Source organism: Citrobacter sp. W9 (assembly GCF_026719375.1).
Classification (GTDB): domain Bacteria; phylum Pseudomonadota; class Gammaproteobacteria; order Enterobacterales; family Enterobacteriaceae; genus Citrobacter; species Citrobacter werkmanii.
In genome coordinates, this window is sequence record NZ_JAPPTE010000006.1 from 220,939 (window position 1) to 239,218 (window position 18,280).

The 18,280-nt window shown below is 44.4% G+C and carries 19 protein-coding genes; 7 read left to right on the forward strand and 12 right to left on the reverse strand.

Annotation, left to right across the window (positions count from 1 at the left end):
* Positions 1–50: 50 nt before the first annotated feature.
* Positions 51–1,043 (forward strand): RNA polymerase sigma factor RpoS, encoded by a 993-nt coding sequence (gene rpoS / locus OOJ59_RS11915; RefSeq protein ID WP_000081498.1) that lies wholly within the window; start codon positions 51–53, stop codon positions 1,041–1,043.
* 144 nt (positions 1,044–1,187) lie between these two features.
* Here rpoS and OOJ59_RS11920 read toward each other — a convergent pair whose 3' ends face one another.
* Positions 1,188–1,592, reverse strand: coding sequence for a MarR family winged helix-turn-helix transcriptional regulator (locus tag OOJ59_RS11920; protein ID WP_038633140.1), 405 nt, complete (start codon positions 1,590–1,592; stop codon positions 1,188–1,190).
* Positions 1,593–1,750: 158 nt separating this feature from the next.
* Between OOJ59_RS11920 and OOJ59_RS11925 the strand changes: the two genes are divergently transcribed.
* Genes OOJ59_RS11925 through OOJ59_RS11935 form a run of 3 tightly spaced genes read left to right on the forward strand, consistent with a single transcriptional unit; the run spans position 1,751 to position 4,018 of the window.
* Entirely contained in the window at positions 1,751–2,344 is a 594-nt protein-coding gene (locus OOJ59_RS11925) for a non-oxidative hydroxyarylic acid decarboxylases subunit B (protein WP_160955752.1), read from the forward strand.
* On the forward strand, positions 2,344–3,771 hold the full coding sequence (locus OOJ59_RS11930) for a non-oxidative hydroxyarylic acid decarboxylases subunit C (RefSeq protein ID WP_038633134.1): 1,428 nt from the start codon (positions 2,344–2,346) through the stop codon (positions 3,769–3,771). Before OOJ59_RS11925 ends, OOJ59_RS11930 begins: the two co-directional genes overlap by 1 nt.
* Before the next feature lie 10 nt (positions 3,772–3,781).
* Positions 3,782–4,018 (forward strand): non-oxidative hydroxyarylic acid decarboxylases subunit D, encoded by a 237-nt coding sequence (locus OOJ59_RS11935; protein WP_038633131.1) that lies wholly within the window; start codon positions 3,782–3,784, stop codon positions 4,016–4,018.
* Positions 4,019–4,063: 45 nt separating this feature from the next.
* On the opposite strand, the gene mutS is transcribed toward OOJ59_RS11935, so the two are convergent.
* Entirely contained in the window at positions 4,064–6,631 is a 2,568-nt protein-coding gene (mutS, locus tag OOJ59_RS11940; RefSeq protein WP_268063404.1) for a DNA mismatch repair protein MutS, read from the reverse strand.
* 159 nt (positions 6,632–6,790) lie between these two features.
* On the opposite strand from mutS, the gene OOJ59_RS11945 reads away from it, so the two are divergent.
* Both OOJ59_RS11945 and OOJ59_RS11950 read left to right on the forward strand, forming a co-directional pair.
* Positions 6,791–8,245 carry a tyrosine-type recombinase/integrase gene (locus tag OOJ59_RS11945; RefSeq protein WP_001530776.1) on the forward strand — a complete coding sequence of 485 codons (1,455 nt, stop codon included), beginning with the start codon at positions 6,791–6,793 and terminating at the stop codon, positions 8,243–8,245.
* Positions 8,246–8,256: 11 nt separating this feature from the next.
* A complete protein-coding gene (locus OOJ59_RS11950) occupies positions 8,257–8,832 on the forward strand; it encodes a hypothetical protein (protein WP_004114867.1) in 576 nt (191 codons plus the stop codon).
* An 89-nt stretch (positions 8,833–8,921) separates the two neighbouring features.
* Here the strand turns inward: OOJ59_RS11950 and OOJ59_RS11955 are convergent, their stop codons facing one another.
* Positions 8,922–9,488 (reverse strand): helix-turn-helix domain-containing protein, encoded by a 567-nt coding sequence (locus tag OOJ59_RS11955; RefSeq protein ID WP_016239675.1) that lies wholly within the window; start codon positions 9,486–9,488, stop codon positions 8,922–8,924.
* A 982-nt stretch (positions 9,489–10,470) separates the two neighbouring features.
* Here OOJ59_RS11955 and OOJ59_RS11960 point away from each other — a divergent pair.
* Positions 10,471–10,896, forward strand: coding sequence for a hypothetical protein (locus tag OOJ59_RS11960; protein ID WP_004114857.1), 426 nt, complete (start codon positions 10,471–10,473; stop codon positions 10,894–10,896).
* Positions 10,897–11,041: 145 nt separating this feature from the next.
* Here OOJ59_RS11960 and OOJ59_RS11965 read toward each other — a convergent pair whose 3' ends face one another.
* The 9 genes from OOJ59_RS11965 to OOJ59_RS12000 all read right to left on the reverse strand — a co-directional run bounded on the left by OOJ59_RS11965 (position 11,042) and on the right by OOJ59_RS12000 (position 18,274).
* Entirely contained in the window at positions 11,042–11,362 is a 321-nt protein-coding gene (locus OOJ59_RS11965; protein ID WP_000860569.1) for a hypothetical protein, read from the reverse strand.
* A gap of 26 nt (positions 11,363–11,388) precedes the next feature.
* Positions 11,389–11,775 (reverse strand): hypothetical protein, encoded by a 387-nt coding sequence (locus tag OOJ59_RS11970; RefSeq protein WP_000713577.1) that lies wholly within the window; start codon positions 11,773–11,775, stop codon positions 11,389–11,391.
* 48 nt (positions 11,776–11,823) lie between these two features.
* Positions 11,824–12,096: a hypothetical protein gene (locus OOJ59_RS11975; RefSeq protein ID WP_004114852.1), complete on the reverse strand. Its 273-nt coding sequence runs from the start codon at positions 12,094–12,096 to the stop codon at positions 11,824–11,826.
* Between the two features lie 189 nt (positions 12,097–12,285).
* The gene (locus tag OOJ59_RS11980; RefSeq protein ID WP_058999176.1) at positions 12,286–13,551 is read right to left on the reverse strand and encodes a relaxase/mobilization nuclease domain-containing protein; all 1,266 of its coding nucleotides are present in this window, start codon (positions 13,549–13,551) and stop codon (positions 12,286–12,288) included.
* Entirely contained in the window at positions 13,548–13,952 is a 405-nt protein-coding gene (locus OOJ59_RS11985) for a hypothetical protein (RefSeq protein ID WP_031275125.1), read from the reverse strand. The genes OOJ59_RS11980 and OOJ59_RS11985 overlap by 4 nt, the downstream gene beginning before the upstream one ends.
* A gap of 177 nt (positions 13,953–14,129) precedes the next feature.
* Positions 14,130–15,074 (reverse strand): ankyrin repeat domain-containing protein, encoded by a 945-nt coding sequence (locus OOJ59_RS11990; RefSeq protein WP_001062023.1) that lies wholly within the window; start codon positions 15,072–15,074, stop codon positions 14,130–14,132.
* Between the two features lie 15 nt (positions 15,075–15,089).
* Complete coding sequence (locus OOJ59_RS28095) at positions 15,090–15,530, reverse strand: hypothetical protein (protein WP_001044498.1); 441 nt, start codon at positions 15,528–15,530, stop codon at positions 15,090–15,092.
* Between the two features lie 355 nt (positions 15,531–15,885).
* A complete protein-coding gene (locus OOJ59_RS11995) occupies positions 15,886–16,872 on the reverse strand; it encodes an ankyrin repeat domain-containing protein (RefSeq protein ID WP_021241919.1) in 987 nt (328 codons plus the stop codon).
* Between the two features lie 430 nt (positions 16,873–17,302).
* Positions 17,303–18,274, reverse strand: a complete 972-nt coding sequence (locus tag OOJ59_RS12000; RefSeq protein WP_021241920.1) for a Kiwa anti-phage protein KwaB-like domain-containing protein — start codon at positions 18,272–18,274, stop codon at positions 17,303–17,305.
* Positions 18,275–18,280: the final 6 nt, after the last annotated feature.

The following is an 18,280-nucleotide window of genomic DNA, read 5'->3' on the forward strand; positions in this document are numbered from 1 at the left end:
AGGCTTTCACTTGCTAGTTCCGTTAGGGATCACGGGTAGGAGCCACCTTTATGAGTCAGAATACGCTGAAAGTTCATGATTTAAATGAAGATGCGGAATTTGATGAGAACGGAGTAGAGGCTTTTGATGAGAAAGCCTTGAGTGAAGAGGAACCCAGTGATAACGACCTGGCTGAAGAAGAGCTGTTATCGCAGGGGGCCACACAGCGTGTGTTGGACGCGACTCAGCTTTACCTTGGTGAGATTGGTTATTCACCACTGTTAACAGCCGAAGAAGAAGTTTATTTTGCGCGTCGCGCACTGCGTGGAGATGTCGCCTCTCGCCGCCGCATGATTGAAAGTAACCTGCGTCTGGTGGTGAAAATTGCTCGCCGTTATGGCAATCGCGGTCTGGCATTGCTGGACTTGATTGAAGAGGGCAATCTGGGGCTTATCCGTGCCGTCGAGAAGTTTGACCCGGAACGCGGGTTCCGCTTCTCAACATACGCAACGTGGTGGATCCGTCAGACGATCGAACGGGCTATTATGAACCAAACCCGTACGATCCGACTGCCGATTCATATTGTAAAAGAGCTGAACGTCTATCTGCGTACCGCGCGTGAGTTGTCGCATAAACTGGACCATGAACCGAGCGCAGAAGAGATTGCTGAACAACTGGATAAACCGGTTGATGACGTCAGCCGTATGCTCCGACTCAACGAGCGCATTACCTCGGTAGACACCCCGCTGGGTGGCGATTCCGAAAAAGCGTTGCTGGACATCCTGGCCGATGAAAAAGAAAACGGCCCGGAAGACACCACGCAAGACGATGATATGAAACAGAGCATCGTCAAATGGCTGTTCGAACTGAACGCCAAACAGCGTGAAGTGCTGGCACGTCGTTTCGGTCTGCTGGGGTATGAAGCTGCGACACTGGAAGATGTGGGCCGCGAAATCGGTCTCACGCGTGAACGTGTTCGTCAGATTCAGGTTGAAGGCCTGCGTCGTCTGCGCGAAATTCTGCAGACTCAGGGGCTGAATATCGAAGCGCTGTTCCGCGAGTAAGCACAAGTTCCATCAAGAAAGGCCAGTCTCATCGAGACTGGCCTTTTTCTTTAGCGCTACCGCTTATTGGTCGGCACATATTGTCCGATGGCGCTTTGCTTATCGGGCCTACAAAGACATCACCCAAAACCGCCATCCGAACGATTATCCCATCATCTTACGCACCAGTTGAGTAAACTGTTTGCGCTCTTCCTCGCTCAGTCTGCCCAGAAACTCATCATCCACGCGATCTCCTACCGGGGTTGCGCTGGCCAATAATGCTTCTCCCTGCGCAGTCAAATAAACAAACCGCCGACGCTTATCCGCCGGGTCGTGATCCCGCCTGACCAGCCCACGCTTTTCCATTCGGCTCAGCATTTCCGCAAGTGTGGCTTTGGTGCAGACCGCTGCCTCCATCAGGGCGACCTGTTCAATGCCGGGCTGTTCGGCAATGGCGCGCATCACCGCGTACTGCGGTTTGGTTAGCTCTGGTAACTCATGTTGCCAGCGAGCCGTATGCTGCTGAAAAAGCTGACGTAAAAGATGAAATGCTTTATTGCGTAACGGCATGAGAGCTCCGGGATATCGGTCAGTCTCTATCATAGCGGGTTACGCCTCCTTTTTTAACCATCGCTGTTTTAGCTATCCGTGCGCGGTGGCCTTGCCCACAATGAATTGTGGGAGTATTTTAATCAAAACGTTCGTACACGAACAAATTGAGGGGTTGAATGAGACTGATCGTAGGAATGACGGGGGCTACCGGCGCACCGCTCGGCGTGTCGCTACTACAGGCGCTGCGGGAAATGCCGGGGGTGGAAACCCATTTGGTGCTGTCGAAATGGGCAAAAACGACCATTGAGCTGGAAACGCCGTACAGCGTCCGCGATGTATCCGCACTGGCAGACTATTGCCACAAGCCAGCGGACCAGGCCGCGACCATCTCGTCCGGATCGTTTCGTACTGACGGCATGATCATTATCCCCTGCAGCATGAAAACGCTGGCCGGTATTCGCGCAGGTTACGCGGAAGGGCTGGTGGGGCGTGCCGCAGACGTGGTGCTGAAAGAAGGGCGCAAACTGGTGCTGGTGCCGCGTGAAATGCCGCTCAGCACCATCCATCTGGAAAACATGCTCTCGCTTTCCCGCATGGGCGTGGCGATGGTCCCGCCAATGCCCGCGTTTTACAACCATCCGCAAACGGTCGATGACATCACCCAGCACATTGTCGCGCGTGTGCTCGACCAGTTTGGGCTTGAACACCCTAACGCCCGTCGTTGGCAGGGATTACGACAGGCGCAGAATTTTGCACAGGAGAACGAATAATGGCATTTGATGATTTGCGCAGCTTTTTGCAGGCGCTGGACGACCAGGGACAACTGCTGAAAATCAGTGAGGAAGTTAACGCCGAGCCGGATCTGGCGGCGGCGGCCAATGCGACCGGGCGTATTGGTGATGGCGCGCCTGCGCTGTGGTTTGACAATATTCGCGGTTTTACCGATGCCCGCGTGGCGATGAACACCATCGGTTCATGGCAGAATCACGCCATCTCTTTAGGTCTGCCACCAAATACTCCAGTGAAAAAACAAATTGATGAGTTTATCCGTCGCTGGGATAAATTTCCGGTTGCCCCGGAACGTCGTGCGAACCCGGCATGGGCTGAAAATACCGTCGACGGCGAAGACATTAATCTTTTCGACATTCTGCCGCTGTTTCGCCTGAACGATGGCGACGGCGGTTTCTACCTGGATAAAGCCTGCGTGGTGTCGCGCGATCCGCTGGATCGGGACAACTTCGGCAAACAGAACGTCGGCATCTACCGCATGGAAGTGAAGGGCAAACGTAAGCTCGGTCTGCAACCGGTGCCAATGCATGATATCGCGCTGCACCTGCATAAAGCGGAAGAGCGCGGTGAAGATTTGCCGATTGCCATCACGCTGGGTAATGATCCCATCATCACTTTGATGGGCGCCACGCCGCTGAAATACGATCAGTCTGAATACGAGATGGCGGGAGCGCTGCGTGAAAGCCCGTACCCGATCGCTACCGCGCCGCTCACCGGTTTTGACGTGCCGTGGGGCTCTGAAGTGATCCTCGAAGGGGTCATTGAAAGCCGTAAACGCGAAATCGAAGGTCCGTTTGGCGAGTTTACCGGCCACTATTCCGGTGGACGCAATATGACCGTGGTGCGTATCGATAAAGTCTCTTATCGCAGCAAACCGATTTTTGAATCACTCTATCTCGGTATGCCGTGGACCGAAATCGACTACCTGATGGGCCCGGCGACCTGCGTACCGCTTTATCAACAATTGAAAGCCGAATTCCCGGAAGTGCAGGCGGTGAACGCCATGTACACCCACGGACTGCTGGCGATTATTTCCACCAAAAAACGCTACGGCGGCTTTGCCCGCGCGGTGGGACTGCGTGCTATGACCACGCCGCACGGCCTGGGTTACGTGAAGATGGTGATTATGGTTGATGAAGACGTTGACCCGTTCAACCTGCCGCAGGTGATGTGGGCGCTCTCCTCGAAGGTCAATCCGGCGGGCGATCTGGTGCAACTGCCGAATATGTCGGTGCTGGAACTTGATCCCGGTTCCAGTCCGGCGGGGATTACCGACAAGCTCATCATCGATGCCACGACACCGGTTGCACCGGATAACCGAGGTCATTACAGCCAACCGGTATGTGATTTACCGGAAACAAAAGCCTGGGCTGAAAAGCTGACCGCCATGCTGGCCAACCGTAAATAAGGAGTAGCAGATGATTTGTCCACGTTGTGCCGATGAACATATTGAAGTGATGGCGAACTCGCCGGTAAAAGGTGTCTGGACCGTATATCAATGCCAGCATTGTCTGTACACCTGGCGTAATACCGAGCCGCTACGCCGTACCAGCCGCGAGCATTATCCGCAAGCGTTTCGCATGACGCAGAAAGATATCGACGATGCGCCAATGGTGCCAAGTATCCCGCCGCTGCTGGCGGAAGATAAGCGTTAATCAAAAAATGCCGGGTGCGGCGAAACCGTACCCGGCACAACGGCGTTACACCAGACTTTTTAACCGATAGATCCATTCCAGTGCCTGGCGAGGCGTGAGTGAATCCGGGTCGAGATTTTCCAGCGCTTCAACGGCGGGAGATGTTTCTTCCGCAACCGAAAGCAGCGACATCTGTGTACCATCGACCTGGGTTGCGGCAACATTCGGCGCGATGCTTTCCAGTTCGCGCAGTTTTTGCCGCGCACGTTTTATGACCTCTTTCGGTACACCTGCCAGGGCTGCTACCGCCAGGCCATAGCTCTTGCTCGCCGCGCCATCCTGTACGCTGTGCATAAAGGCGATGGTATCGCCATGCTCTAACGCGTCCAGATGTACATTCGCGACGCCTTCCATCTTCTCCGGTAACTGAGTCAGTTCGAAGTAGTGGGTGGCGAACAATGTTAATGCTTTGATTTTATTCGCCAGGTTTTCTGCGCACGCCCATGCCAGCGACAGGCCGTCGTAGGTTGAAGTGCCGCGTCCAATCTCATCCATCAGCACCAGGCTGTTTTCGGTAGCATTATGCAGAATGTTGGCGGTTTCGGTCATCTCAACCATGAAGGTGGAACGACCTGATGCCAGATCATCCGCCGCGCCAACGCGGGTAAATATACGGTCGATAGGCCCAATCTCGACTTTTTTTGCCGGGACATAGCTGCCGATATACGCCAGCAGCGCAATCAATGCGGTCTGGCGCATATAGGTACTTTTCCCCCCCATGTTCGGCCCGGTGATGATCAGCATCCGGCGCTGTGGGGAAAGGTTGAGCGGGTTGGCGATAAACGGCTCTGTCAGTACCTGCTCCACCACCGGGTGACGGCCCTCGGTAATGCGAATGCCGGGTTTATCGGTGAAGATCGGACAGGTGTAATTCAACGTATAAGCACGTTCTGCGAGGTTGACCAGGACGTCCAGTTCAGCCAGCGCGCTGGCGCTCTGTTGTAAATCAGCCAGATGCGGCAGCAGCATATCGAACAGCTCGTCGTATAGCTGTTTTTCCAGTGCCAGCGCCTTACCTTTGGAAGTCAGAACTTTGTCTTCATACTCTTTCAGTTCTGGAATAATGTAGCGTTCAGCGTTTTTCAACGTCTGGCGACGCACGTAATTAATTGGCGCCAGATGGCTCTGTCCACGACTGATCTGAATGTAGTATCCGTGAACGGCGTTGAATCCAACTTTCAGCGTATCAAGACCCGTGCGTTCGCGCTCGCGGATCTCCAGTCTGTCGAGGTAGTCGGTTGCGCCATCGGCCAGCGCTCGCCACTCGTCCAGCTCTTCGTTATAGCCAGACGCGATGACGCCGCCGTCGCGTACCAGCACCGGTGGAGCTTCCACGACGGCGCGTTCCAGCAGTTCACGCAGCTCCGCAAACTCCCCCATTTTCTCACGCAGCATCTGCACCGGGGCGCTGTCTACGTTTTCCAGTTGCGCGCGTAGTTCTGGGAGTTGCTGGAAAGCGTGGCGCATGCGGGCCAGATCGCGCGGGCGCGCGGTACGCAGAGCGAGACGCGCCAGAATGCGTTCCAGATCGCCCACCTGACGCAGCACGGGTTGCAATTCGCTGGTGATATCCTGTAACGCGCCGATGGTTTGTTGGCGTTCAGTGAGGATTTTGGTGTCGCGGACCGGCATATGCAGCCAGCGCTTGAGCATACGGCTGCCCATCGGTGTTACGGTGCAGTCGAGTACCGAAGCCAATGTGTTTTCAACGCCGCCAGCCAGGTTCTGGGTGATCTCCAGATTGCGGCGGGTGGCGGCATCCATAATGATGCTGTCCTGCTGACGCTCCATGGTGATGGAACGAATATGCGGCAGTGAGGTACGCTGGGTATCTTTCACATATTGCAGCAGACAGCCAGCAGCGCATAATCCGCGCGGGGCGTTCTCAACGCCAAAGCCAATCAGGTCTCGTGTGCCAAACTGCAGATTTAACTGCTGACGGGCAGTATCAATTTCAAATTCCCACAGCGGACGGCGGCGCAGGCCGCGACGTCCTTCAATCAGTGAGGTTTCTGCAAAATCTTCGGCATACAGCAGTTCAGCCGGGTTAGTACGCTGCAGTTCGGCGGCCATGGTCTCGCGGTCGGCAGGCTCGCTAACGCGAAAACGCCCGGAGCTGATGTCCAGCGTGGCATAGCCGTAGCCTTTGCTGTCCTGCCAGACGGCGGCCAGCAGGTTGTCCTGGCGCTCCTGTAACAGCGCTTCATCACTGATGGTGCCGGGCGTAACGATGCGCACAACTTTACGCTCCACCGGTCCTTTGCTGGTGGCCGGATCGCCAATCTGTTCGCAAATAGCGACGGATTCCCCTTGATTGACCAGCTTGGCAAGGTAGTTTTCTACCGCATGGTGGGGAATACCCGCCATTGGGATGGGCTCGCCTGCGGATGCGCCGCGCTTAGTCAGGGAGATATCAAGCAGCTGAGACGCGCGTTTCGCATCGTCATAAAACAGTTCATAAAAGTCGCCCATGCGGTAAAACAGCAGTATTTCCGGGTGCTGAGCTTTCAGCTTGAGATACTGCTGCATCATGGGGGTATGGCTAGAGAAGTCCTTATCAATGTCTTCATTCATATTGATTTTACTCATTTTTTAATTCTTTCAAGTGCTCATATGGCCCCAGGTAAAACCCCTTTAAACCCACATAAACCCATAAATTTGTAGCTCACTTGTAGCCCAAAGCGTGATAGATTGGTTGTACTCCTTCTTTGGGTTACAAATGGTGGTGATACTTTGAAAACAACTCTCAATCAGGCTTTTATTATCAACAAGTTAAGTATTAATGTTAAGCCTGAGCTCAGTAGCTCTGGAAAAGTCGTTTTCGAAGCCAACCCTGACCAAAAACCTTACATAGTTTTTGACGATCATCGAGATTCACCCGTTGGCTTCGGTGTGAAGGTCAGTTTGACGAAAAAAACCTATGTAATCCAGCGAAGAGTAGCCTCTTCAGATCGTAATGTCAGTGAGGGTAAGAAGCCAAGCTCTGTCTTGAAAGTAAAGGTTGGGAATGTGTCCGATTTTCCGAGTATCGATCAAGCCCGTGAGGCAGCTCGGCAGTTGGTTCAGACAATGATTGCAACAAAGAGAAATCCCAACAAGATTAAAAGGGAACTCGATCTGGCTGAATTGACCGTGAGTGAAGCTTTTGCCCAATACAGGAGTCACTTACTTGGCAGAACCAAACCTGCTAAACCAAACACTCTCAATGTGTTAGACAAAGCTGAGAATCGGTTGAAAGAATGGCAAAACCTTCGAATCAAGGATCTTACTGGTAATGAAATCCTTCGAAAGTTTGACGAGATTGCTTCAAGAGCCAGAACAGCAGCAGAACAGACTTTTAGGTGGGCCAATGTTGCTGTAAAACACGCAATCGAGATTGAAGCTGGGAATGCTCAGACCCAGCAACGACAACCTTCGTTGTCCTATAATCCTTTTTCAATTTTAAAGGTACAGAAGAAGTTCAGAACACGATCTGAGCTGGAAGATAGCTATCGTGCCAAGGGCGTACGAAATCCATTGTCCCCCAAAGATACTTTGGGACGGTTTCTAGCTGCATTACACAATAAGAGAGGTTTTAATCGTTTGGGTTGTGATTATCTGTTGCTGACCATTTTGACAGGAGCCAGGAAAGAAGAGACAGCAACACTGTGCTGGCGAGAGGCCCTGACAGAAGAGGAAGTCAGAACGACAAGCTATGTCGATCTCGAAAACCGGGTTATTCGCTTTTACGACACGAAAAATCGTAACGACCATGAGCTTCCAATCTGTGATGCTACAAAGCGAATTCTGGAAGACCGACGAGATATCGTCAACGATACCGAAATACGGGCAGATAAACGCAAATGGGTTTTTCCGGCTCGTTCATCACGAAGCAAGGTTGGACATTATTCTGACAGTAAAAGCTTGCGCGAGTATATCTGTCAGGAAGCTGGAATAATGAAGCTGGGAATGCACGATCTGCGAAGAACTTTTGGCCGTGTTGCAGAAGAACTAACTTCGTATGCAGTGGTGAAAAGATTGCTTAACCACCGTAATACCACGGACCCTACTGAAAGATATGCTGAGCCTGATAACGAGCGAGTTTTTGAGGCACTTCAACGGATTGAGCTTCATATGCTGATGACAGTACCTGAGTTGTATAATACACTTTTGGCTTCGGCGAAATATCAACCATTGCCAACAAATTAGGGGGACAGGGAATGAGTGCAATCGATACTTTAAGGGAATATGCTGAAGTATGGCGGCTATTTGGTAGTATGCCAGATGATGCAACCCTGAGTGCTGAAGTTTCGGCCCTTTACCTTGGTGTAAGTGTCAAAACATTGGCTCGTTATCGCCAGACTGGTAATGGCCCTGCTTATATCCAATACCAGGCTGAAGATAGCAAAGCAAGAAATCAACGCGTAAATTATCTGTTGGGTGATTTAAAAACCTGGCGGGATAATCATAAAGTGAACAGCACAATGGAAGCAGCACAGGTCCGTGGGTTGGCTTTTGCTTCTTTGGCTGATTTTACCAAGCCAGAGCCTTTCTGGACTATTGATAATAAAATTTATTCTCATGCCCTTACTGTATCTGACGAAGTATTCAAGGAGCTATTAAATACCTCTCGCGCAGAAGTTATTTGGATCTCTCTTGAGAAAGTGTTGTTTGAGAACTGGCATGCTTCGAGAGAGCGCCAGAAATGGAATGACGTTTTTGTTAGTGTACTAAGTGGGATGGTTAAATCATGTGAAATTGAACAAGAACGTCATATACTTAATGATATTTTATGATTAATTTCATTCCCAATATAAAATTAAATTTATATTGGGAAATAGTCATTTGCGGAAGTATAAATTGTTCAACAGCATTATTTATTATTTTAATCAAATGGAATGCCGTCTGTAGGATATCTTCTTTTGGGATTTTTAACCGGCTTTGTTTTACTCCCTGCACGATAAAAGTTAAACGAATTGGCAAAGTCTTCTGTCTCCAGTCTGGACTTTCTAAATTTATCCATCAGATCTTCATTGAAACGACGAGGGATTCCTTTAACACACAAGTTTGAATTAAGGTATACTTGGTTATCTATGGCGTCACGAATAAGTATTTTTCTCTCAAATAACTCTTTGAATGCGCGTGAGACATTTGATTTATTCAGCCCAAGATCTTTGGCTATACGTGACTGTGAAAAATCAGGGATAATATTTCCATAATCAATTACTGAGAAGAGATAAAGCACAATTCTAAACGCTGTGGGCGTCAAATCCATCCTGGCGAGTGTGGCCATATTGCCTTTGAATATCATTGAGAAATCGTCTCTGAATGACGTTTTTTTATAGCTATTTGCTTTAATCTTTATTTCTTCCAGATCTTCGGGCATAACCTCTAATGCTTCTGCAATAATGGACTTTTGTTCTTTAGTTAATACAACGCTTGTGATTGACATGATGGCTCCTTTTTTATTGTTGTGATTACATATATGGCACATTTAATTTATTTGTCAACTTGGTTGGTAGTATTATTTAATTGTATTTACTTTGAGATTTTACGGTTGTTATTTAGTGGGAGATGGTTGGTTATCAAATTTAAAACAAGGGGTGCTAAATTTCACCATCACCTGTTATGTAATTAATGATTTTTGGTTCTGAAATTAATAACGGCAGGGTTTGTTTAATTATTTGATTTTATTGGTTAATTTTCAATTGTGTTCTGCAAGATAAAAGAGTGATAAAGAAATAAGAAACCACAGTTTTGCATTAGAATGATACTCAAGGCCTTGGTGTACCTGATGAAAACACTTTTATTATTGTTTTTCTTACATTATATCATTTCTTAAGTGAAGCCTGCGCAACTGTGTGTTGCGCCATTGGGCTTCAGAACATTACTACAGTATTTTCTGTAAGTATAAATACGCTTCGCGCACGAGTTCATAGACCTGAGGTTAACTGTCATTACAAATACGCTTCGCGCAAAAAATCAGGAGGCTGAGTTGATCGGGAAAGCGAACACAGATACATGATTTGCCCATTTGCTGAGTACGGCTCACGCCGGGACCCTTCGGAAAAACCCTTTCTGCTTCAGCGAGTGAGTGCTGTGGGCACTCAGCGGCGCTGCCAGGGAAACAAAATTATGGTTTTCACCGGTTTGGTAAAAATAATTAACATTTATCGGTAGTCGGGGCGTAAGCCAGTGCGTAGCACGCTCTCAAAAATATTCCTGTGGTTTTTTTATCTGAAATATGGAAATGACTCAGATAATTGAAATATGAAATAGTAATGCAATCTGGAGGACTCAATATCTCCACAGTGAAAGCTGTTTTAAGTGAGAATAGAATAAATATTGTTTTATAAAAATATTTTTAAATTACTATTGATTTTATTTTTGAAGATGATAGTACTTAATTATAAAAACAAAAAATGGAGAAAATTATGAGTGCTATTGATGTTTTATCTCAGGAGGAAAAGTTTATACATGTTGTTGATAAATTTATAACCCATCATCACAACAGCGTTAATAACAATGTCTTTTACAAAAAACTTTATGTTCTCTTCGCCGGGTATCATCTGAAGTATTTTTATTCACGGGCGCAGTATCGCAATTCATGTTATCACGTTGATAATATTATGCAGATGTTTACAGGAGTCGTTTCAACCCTGAACACAACTCTGCTCAGGAAGCTTGCAAACAGCAATACATTGCTGCATTGCCTGAATTCACTTGTGAATTATATTTCAGGCAATCTGGACGAAGCAGAGCATATTTATGCTGATTTGCTGGCTCAGTATGAAAAGAAACGCATTGCAGGCTCTCTGGCTTATACTCCGCCAGGCTCAGTGATCAGGAAAAGACTTTGATAGCGGCAGCAGCGTGTACAAGGAATGGGATGCTGAATGGTGGAGAGAAATGGAGCTGGCGTTTCCGGCAGGTCAAAATCGAGTATTAAAAAGGCAGGAGCCACCCAGTTGGCGTCCCGCCTGTCGTGATGGCTTTAAGGTGGGTTTACTTATCAACGACCTGCCAGCCATCATCCGTTTTGACAAGGGTTACAGCAGCAGTACGCTTTTCGTTATCGACAATAGCCGTCACATTGCATTTATAACTTTTATCAGAGACTTCTACGCAGTCATGCTTTTTGACTGATTTTAATTCGCGCAGTGCGTCTTTTGGGACATCCTTGCCTGCTATAGATTTCACGAAAGCATTCGCCTGCGCAACGACCTTATTCATGGCAGTGTAAATATCCTGTTCGGAAGGTTCGCTGTTACAGCCACTCAGCAACGATGCAGCGGTAACGAGTGTGATAACGGCATAAGTTTTCATAAATAATTCCCTGGCTGTAACGTGAGTTATTGAATCAGACCTGTATTCATTCTGCTTGTATTTTCAGAGAACGACCATTTGCTGACCGTTTCTCCTTTAAATTCGATTTCCAGCGTTTTGGCCTGCGTCTGTGAGCCCCCCGTCAGCAGCCCGACAACGGGAATAAATGTGGTGGCATCAAACTGATTGTTATCCATCGAATAAGTCCATTCTTCATTTCCACTATCAAGTGTAGTCTTGGTTTCGGGCTCGCCTAATGCGGTAATTATTTCTGATTTCGTTGTTTTATTTTTGATGATTTTTGACTGCAGACTTTGTGATGTTTCGTTTTTGAGATGCTGATTGCCTGATGTCGAACAGCCAGAAATAAGTAAAGCGGAAATAAAAAACGCAGAAGTAATGAATTTTTTCATAGGTCCCTCATGTTAATTTTTTATGTTTGCTGTGGTGTGAAATTAATATCACCGTATAAAGATAACTCTGTCTGCATAGGTCTTTTTAATTATGCAGATAAGAATAATAACGCTGGCAAAAAACGTAATGACTGAGACAGGAGTACTGCCGGTCAATGAAAATACTAACCAGGCGAGAGCTAATGCCACGAATTGAAAAAGGAATGCCACACTGAGCGGACTTTCACCATAGGCCACTTTTGCATGGCAGCCTTTGCAAATCCGCACGCCGTGCGGGCTTTGTGTAAAGCAGAAGGGGCAGCTAATCGTTTTATTATCCATCATGACTCCATGGCCTGATTTAAGGTGATGTATTTTTGAACATTTTCGATGAATGACCCGCTTTAGTAAAATTGCTTGTACCGATCGATGATTGCTTTGTGATTGGTTTTAACTATTGTAATCAAATTATCGATCTATATAAACGATCAATAATTTATTGACTATCATTGCATTATAAACTAAGGATTCTTATGGTGTGAGGTGCTGGTTATTACTAACTGATTGTTCCTGAAGGGAATGACCGGCTGTGAAAGGAATGGGTTCTAATAGGTGCAGATGAAGAATCTTGCGGAAATGATGTATTGTGGCATGCAGCAGTGACAGTCCCTTGCGCCTTAGAAGTACAACAATTTGGCTGAGTAGTAAAAGCCACGCCTTCAGGCGACGCTGGCGGGGTATCTGACGGGTTGTATTGTGCAGCTTGCTCCTGAGCTGAATGATACCCACTGTCTCCTGTTGTCTTTCCAGACGAATTTTTTCTTCAAGCTGATGGATTTTCTCCAGAATCGTTTCCCGGTTTGCAGCCTGTTCTTCAGACTCGCATGATGGCATTGGCATTGGCATTGGCATTGGCATTGGCATTGGCATTGGCATTGGCATTGGCATTGGCACTGTTAATGGCACAGGTGCAGGTACTGTTGGCTTTTGTGCTTGTTTCAGTAAAGTCAGATGTTCCGGTACGAAATCAATCAATGTTTGCAGGGAAGACCAGCCATATTTTTTACCCAATTGAGAGGCTTTAAAGGCAATACCTTGGTACTGAAATGAAAAGCCGTTCATTTTTCCCGTTGAGGCGATATTGGGTTTGCAGCTGACGTCTACCTTTTCCAGCATAGCGATAAAAGTCAGCAAATCAGGGCGGCCGGTTAACGCATTATCAATCAGGCTCTGCAGAGTGGACCTGGGGCAGGGAGTTGTCGTTCTTTCAGCCATCATCAGCTCGTTGCGGGAAGGCTTTCTTTTCTCCTGACTATGACTACTGATTGCAGATGTGGTTTGAGTGAGTTTGTGGACTTTCTCCAGCTCGCTGATAATCCGGGTACTGATAAGATTTTCATTTTTCCCAAGGTACAGCTTCCCACCGACCATGTTAATTCTGTTAGCTATTATATGGATATGCTGCCCGTCCGAATCATCGTGCATGATATAGCAGCGAAGATGGGTTTCAGTGAATCCCATCCGGGTCATATAATCGTCAGCGAATGCCGCCCATTGTCTGACTGACAGTGTTTCTCCCTTTGGCAGGCGAAGCGAATTATGCCAGACAGGTTTGGCGACACCGGGGCGCAGTAGTCTTGTGCCTTCAAATTCACTGATAAGTTCAGCAGCAGTGCTTCCCGTCATGTTGCCACCGATAATATAAGGCGTGATTTTGTGGTGAGATCCTGACTTAAGGCTATAGAGAACCACACCTGCAAACTGTTTACCCCGCTTTATTTTCTGCATGCCTTTCACTGGTCTTGCTCCAGAAAGGTTGATGGAATAAGGTGATCCCTGAGAGTTTTGATTTGTCTGCGCAGGGCGAAGAGTTCTGTACGGGTCAGTTCGCTGTCAGGGCTTTTGCTGTCGAGATGATTCAGCAGGCGGTTTAAATCCTGTGAAAGGTTGCCGAGTTTAATCCATGCTTCACGATTGATTTCAGGTAACACCGGTGGGAGTTTGTTGAGGGATGCCATTCTTAGCCATTCCCCTTTTTTATAAGGGCCTCTTTTACTATCGAGAATAGATAATTCTTCTTCGTTTAACCGAACGCTGACGCAGTGAGTTCGAACTTCATTAGGTGTATATTTTGCTGTATGGAATTTACCTCTTCTTGAGCTTCTTGATAGATCTTCTTTACTTTCATTTTTATGCATATCTAACCTTTTTTAAAATGTGTTCATGATCTACAGTTAGCGCATTGGTAAAATAAGTCAAGGCAGTGTCGAAATTTATAAATAAGATAGGTGGAGCAGATTGCTAATTAGGTAATCTGCTCTGGGTGAAAATAGGGTTCATATTAAATTCATTATGACAGTGAGGAGGGGTGGAGGTTACAATCTACGTTTTACTGGCATTAAAGAGATTGTTTGTTTCATAATTTCGCTAAGTTTCTTTCTCTCATGTTCTGCTATATATTTACAAATCTCATCATGTCGAATATGCTGTTCCAGTTGTTTTTTATCTATTTTGATGTCATTGCGGATAAACCATTTAATGGTTTCAATGTCCCCGCGTAAATCATAACCTCGCAGTACAATATGGCGAAAATGTGTGTTGCTGATATCTGTCTTCTTCTTTAGTTCACTGAAGAAAGAGCTCATTTCATTTTCATTGGCACTTAGATAAACCTGGCAGTTATCAGAGATAGTAAAGTTAAGGTTTTTCTTCTGAAGCAAATCCATTATCTGCAGACTTTCGCTGTTGAGGTAGTTGAAAATTACTGGACTGCTATCCTTCATACTAATATGACGAATGAGCATTTTGGCTTTGAAATCGCCTAATGAATAGCAAATTTCAAAAATACCGTGACCCTGGTTATCTCTGTGGTTTATATCGCAACCGGCCTGAACCATCAAATCAAAGATAGAGTGATTTTTTACGTAAAAAAGTATTGTTCTTCCGCATTTATCCACATTGTTGACATTAATTCCAGCATTGATCAGGGTTTTGCAACAGGATATATTATCAGCTAACGAGCATAAACAGGTTTGGCCGAGACCATTTTTGTGGTGTATATCTACGCCGGAATCAATCAATTTTTTCAGTATGTGAGGATTTCGCTGGTTAAACAAAACATTGTGACCATAGTTGTCAGCATGGTTAAAATCTATTCCTGCTTTAACCAGAGTGTCAATCATTCTTGGGTTTTTACAGTAAAACAGTATATTTCTTCCAAACGAATCCAGTGTATTAATATCGGAGCCTGCATTAATGCAAGCCTGAATGTCTTTTGGAGTTTTACAAGAGAGTAATGCATTTATTGCGTTGTTATTCATAATTTTTCTCCTCTGTTAAGCGACTAATCTGATATAGTTGTCATGGTTGGTTTTATATTCCTTTATTTTTTTAATGTCTTCGTAAATTCGAGCGAGTGAAAACCATGAGATCTCTTTCAACATGTTTTTGTTGCTTACATACAAAATGTTACCACCGCGAAATGAAAAAGCATTATGGAATGTACTTTCATTCGTCGTTTTGAGAAATCGAATGAAATTTTTTATTGTCTCTTTTTTATTCATGTTATAAGAGGTGAATGTATAGATAGAGAATACGGTTAAAATATTTCTCTTCGAGACCATATGTCTTGAGAAATAATCGAAATAAAATCTTTGCTCCTGAGTGTCACTTTTGCAGAAAAAAGAAAATTGTGGATTATATAATCTATAAAGATCTGCGTTCTTTTTTGTTTTTGCGAGATAGTTAGTCAGGCTTGGATAGTTTGTTTTATTCATTTTAGTTCTCCTTTATTTAATTAACAAAGGAAATATATATTATTAAATAAACAAAATGCAAATATATTTTTATATTTATTTAATTAAATAGATATATTTTTATTATATTTCATATAAGGTGTTGTTTTTCATTGTTAATTATTTTTATCAAAAAGTGCTGTGTTTTATTTGATTGATTTGGTTTGAGAGTAGTAATTGATATTGTATGAATTGGCGATGAGGGTGTTTTTAAAAATAAATTTCTCAAAGTGCTAAGGTGCAATGTGGGGCTTTGTATTAAATTAATGATGTTAGCGTCCCTTGGCTATCTAACTAAAGGTTAAAGCCAAGGGGAGAGTGTTCAGGCAGATTCAATTCATAATCTTTTTTTTGTAATTGCTTTACAGGTAACTGGTTGAATCGTTGTTGGTAAAACCTTTTGCTCTCTCTGTGATTTTTCCTGGAGGATTTCTTCATAGAAGTAGCGTTCTTTTAGTGATTCTATATCAACTTTTATATCATGACATATTAACCATTTAATTAGCAGTCTTCCTGCATAGTGAGTCAGTAGATATGTACTGTTTATGTAAAACCAAACATGACTAATGTCTGTCAGTTTCTTTAGTTGTAAAATTAATTTTTTAACGTCGGCATTTGTTGGTGTGATAATGCACTTATCACTTATCTCAAATTCATTTTTTTGCTTTATAAGTAACGACAACAGCTCAATTGATTTAAATGTAATGTTCGTGAATACAATTTTTGAACTGTCTTTAAGATGAATATTACGGATAAGAAAACGAATGTAGTTATCGTTTTTAGATTCCCAGTGAGTATATTTACCAGCTATGCTGTGGTTTTCTGACTGCCAGTAATCGAATGCTGTCTGCCCGCTTAAATTTTTATGATTAATGTCGCAACCAGCCTCAATGAGTGCATCGTATACATATCCTTCAAATGGAATGAAAAGAAAGGAGTTGCCATAGCTATCTTTGGTATGGATATCTAGTCCAGCTTTGATAAGATATTTTACTAACCCTGGTGAAACATCAATATGTTGAATCGCAAGGGTACCTGACTTATTCCGGTGGTTAACATTAATACCATTGCTGACAAGAAGTTCCACTGTTTCAACATTTTGAGCATAGAATAATGCATTATTACCGTCATTATCCAAGTGGTGAATGTCAATGTCAGCGTCAATCATTGCCTGTATAGCTTCAGGTACATTACAGGTAAAAAGAGCTGTTTGACCTTTTTCATTACAGGTATTTATATCCACGCCAGCCTTAAGGCAACGAAGGACACCATTTTTAGACTTTACACGGAATAGGTTATTTTTATTATTTTCGCTTGATATCATTGTTTATCTCCTTTTTTGTTGTTTTCAAGATATTAATGACACCAGATTTTACGGTATTCAAATTTATTTTTGTTTTATTAGGGGGGGATCTGATTTGGTTTGTTTGAGGTTATTCTTAACTTAATGGAACATAGGGACGTTAAGGTTATCCTATGTGATGTGGGTTAACCATTTTCACAAAAATATTTATCCATATTGGAACTGATCTGTATAAAGGAGATAATTAGAGGCTCAGATATTAATACTTTAGAGAGTAATGCTATAGGATATGGAAAAGATCATGTAATATAATGGTGATTATTAATGTTCTTCTTAATTTTGGAAATTAAATGAGTAGTGTTTTTTATGAGGTTTTTTGCTGTTGATAATGCTTATTAAAATTTGAAGAGCATCCTTTAAGTTATTCGGCTTGAGGATGCTCATTTAAAATTTAAGCAGCGGAGTCTTTTTCAACAGCCAGGAAGGGCGAGTTGTCGAGGGCAGCAAAAGAAGCTTCATTATTAAGTAGTCGGATAAAATATCTTTTTTGATCTTTCGTATTAAGGTTCACTAAGCCACCTGTCAGATCAATATTTCTCTGAAAAACAGGGAATTGCTGCATTACTTGTTGTATTTGAGGTATTGATACCCCCGTTTGTACTAAGCTTCCTTTCGAGACCATAGCAAGTCTACGCATAAATGCCCTGTCTTTATACATATCCTTGAAAATATCTAGCGGTGCTGGCATACCTTGTGTGTTAACAATTCCAAGACTGATTATCAATGGCGTTGAGTTGTTTGCAAGATTATCTATCACACTCTCTAACCCATACATTCTTTCAAGTAATTTAATATTTAATGCGTAATATTTATTCTGGAAGAAGAAAAAGTCAATAGTGTCATTTATATCAATACTATCATGAGTTATTTTATCTAAGGTTCTGCCATTTAAACTAAAAAAAGATTTTTTTGTTTTCTTATGTAGTGAAACAGGGTATTTGTGTTGGTAAATTACTACACTGTTCCCATTGCCATCACAAATATGGTAAATTACGGCTTTTACCGATGTAAGGCTTTGTGTAGTGAAATCAAACTGTGTTGCATTACCATTGACTCCGAAATTTAGCACATCGTTCATCTTCGTAAATTCAATAGGGAGGTGATTGATTGCTAAATGGTCATATTCGAAAACTTGTTTGTCTCGTTCCAGTAATGTTGACACAAGTGGGATTACTGCCTTACCTCTGTTAGGTTCAATGATATTATCCATTATACTTTTGGAAAATGAAGTGGTCAGATCTACTTCGGCATTAGGTTCAAGATTAACTTTAAATATATCTACAACACCTTGAGTATCAGCAACAAAAAAAGCTTCACCAGAGATTTTCTGTGATTGTAAAATATTTTCAATGTCAGTGAACATATTGTG

What these genes read in the sequence shown, in the direction of transcription:
- OOJ59_RS28095 (WP_001044498.1), bottom strand. Translation starts at nt 15,530, where the DNA reads ATGAATAAAACAAACTATCCAAGCCTGACTAACTATCTCGCAAAAACA.
- OOJ59_RS11955 (WP_016239675.1), bottom strand. Translation starts at nt 9,488, where the DNA reads ATGTCAATCACAAGCGTTGTATTAACTAAAGAACAAAAGTCCATTATT.
- OOJ59_RS11930 (WP_038633134.1), top strand. Translation starts at nt 2,344, where the DNA reads ATGGCATTTGATGATTTGCGCAGCTTTTTGCAGGCGCTGGACGACCAG.
- OOJ59_RS11960 (WP_004114857.1), top strand. Translation starts at nt 10,471, where the DNA reads ATGAGTGCTATTGATGTTTTATCTCAGGAGGAAAAGTTTATACATGTT.
- OOJ59_RS11965 (WP_000860569.1), bottom strand. Translation starts at nt 11,362, where the DNA reads ATGAAAACTTATGCCGTTATCACACTCGTTACCGCTGCATCGTTGCTG.
- OOJ59_RS12000 (WP_021241920.1), bottom strand. Translation starts at nt 18,274, where the DNA reads ATGTTCACTGACATTGAAAATATTTTACAATCACAGAAAATCTCTGGT.
- OOJ59_RS11920 (WP_038633140.1), bottom strand. Translation starts at nt 1,592, where the DNA reads ATGCCGTTACGCAATAAAGCATTTCATCTTTTACGTCAGCTTTTTCAG.
- OOJ59_RS11925 (WP_160955752.1), top strand. Translation starts at nt 1,751, where the DNA reads ATGAGACTGATCGTAGGAATGACGGGGGCTACCGGCGCACCGCTCGGC.
- mutS (WP_268063404.1), bottom strand. Translation starts at nt 6,631, where the DNA reads ATGAATGAAGACATTGATAAGGACTTCTCTAGCCATACCCCCATGATG.
- OOJ59_RS11975 (WP_004114852.1), bottom strand. Translation starts at nt 12,096, where the DNA reads ATGGATAATAAAACGATTAGCTGCCCCTTCTGCTTTACACAAAGCCCG.
- OOJ59_RS11950 (WP_004114867.1), top strand. Translation starts at nt 8,257, where the DNA reads ATGAGTGCAATCGATACTTTAAGGGAATATGCTGAAGTATGGCGGCTA.
- OOJ59_RS11970 (WP_000713577.1), bottom strand. Translation starts at nt 11,775, where the DNA reads ATGAAAAAATTCATTACTTCTGCGTTTTTTATTTCCGCTTTACTTATT.
- rpoS (WP_000081498.1), top strand. Translation starts at nt 51, where the DNA reads ATGAGTCAGAATACGCTGAAAGTTCATGATTTAAATGAAGATGCGGAA.
- OOJ59_RS11990 (WP_001062023.1), bottom strand. Translation starts at nt 15,074, where the DNA reads ATGAATAACAACGCAATAAATGCATTACTCTCTTGTAAAACTCCAAAA.
- OOJ59_RS11935 (WP_038633131.1), top strand. Translation starts at nt 3,782, where the DNA reads ATGATTTGTCCACGTTGTGCCGATGAACATATTGAAGTGATGGCGAAC.
- OOJ59_RS11995 (WP_021241919.1), bottom strand. Translation starts at nt 16,872, where the DNA reads ATGATATCAAGCGAAAATAATAAAAATAACCTATTCCGTGTAAAGTCT.
- OOJ59_RS11985 (WP_031275125.1), bottom strand. Translation starts at nt 13,952, where the DNA reads ATGCATAAAAATGAAAGTAAAGAAGATCTATCAAGAAGCTCAAGAAGA.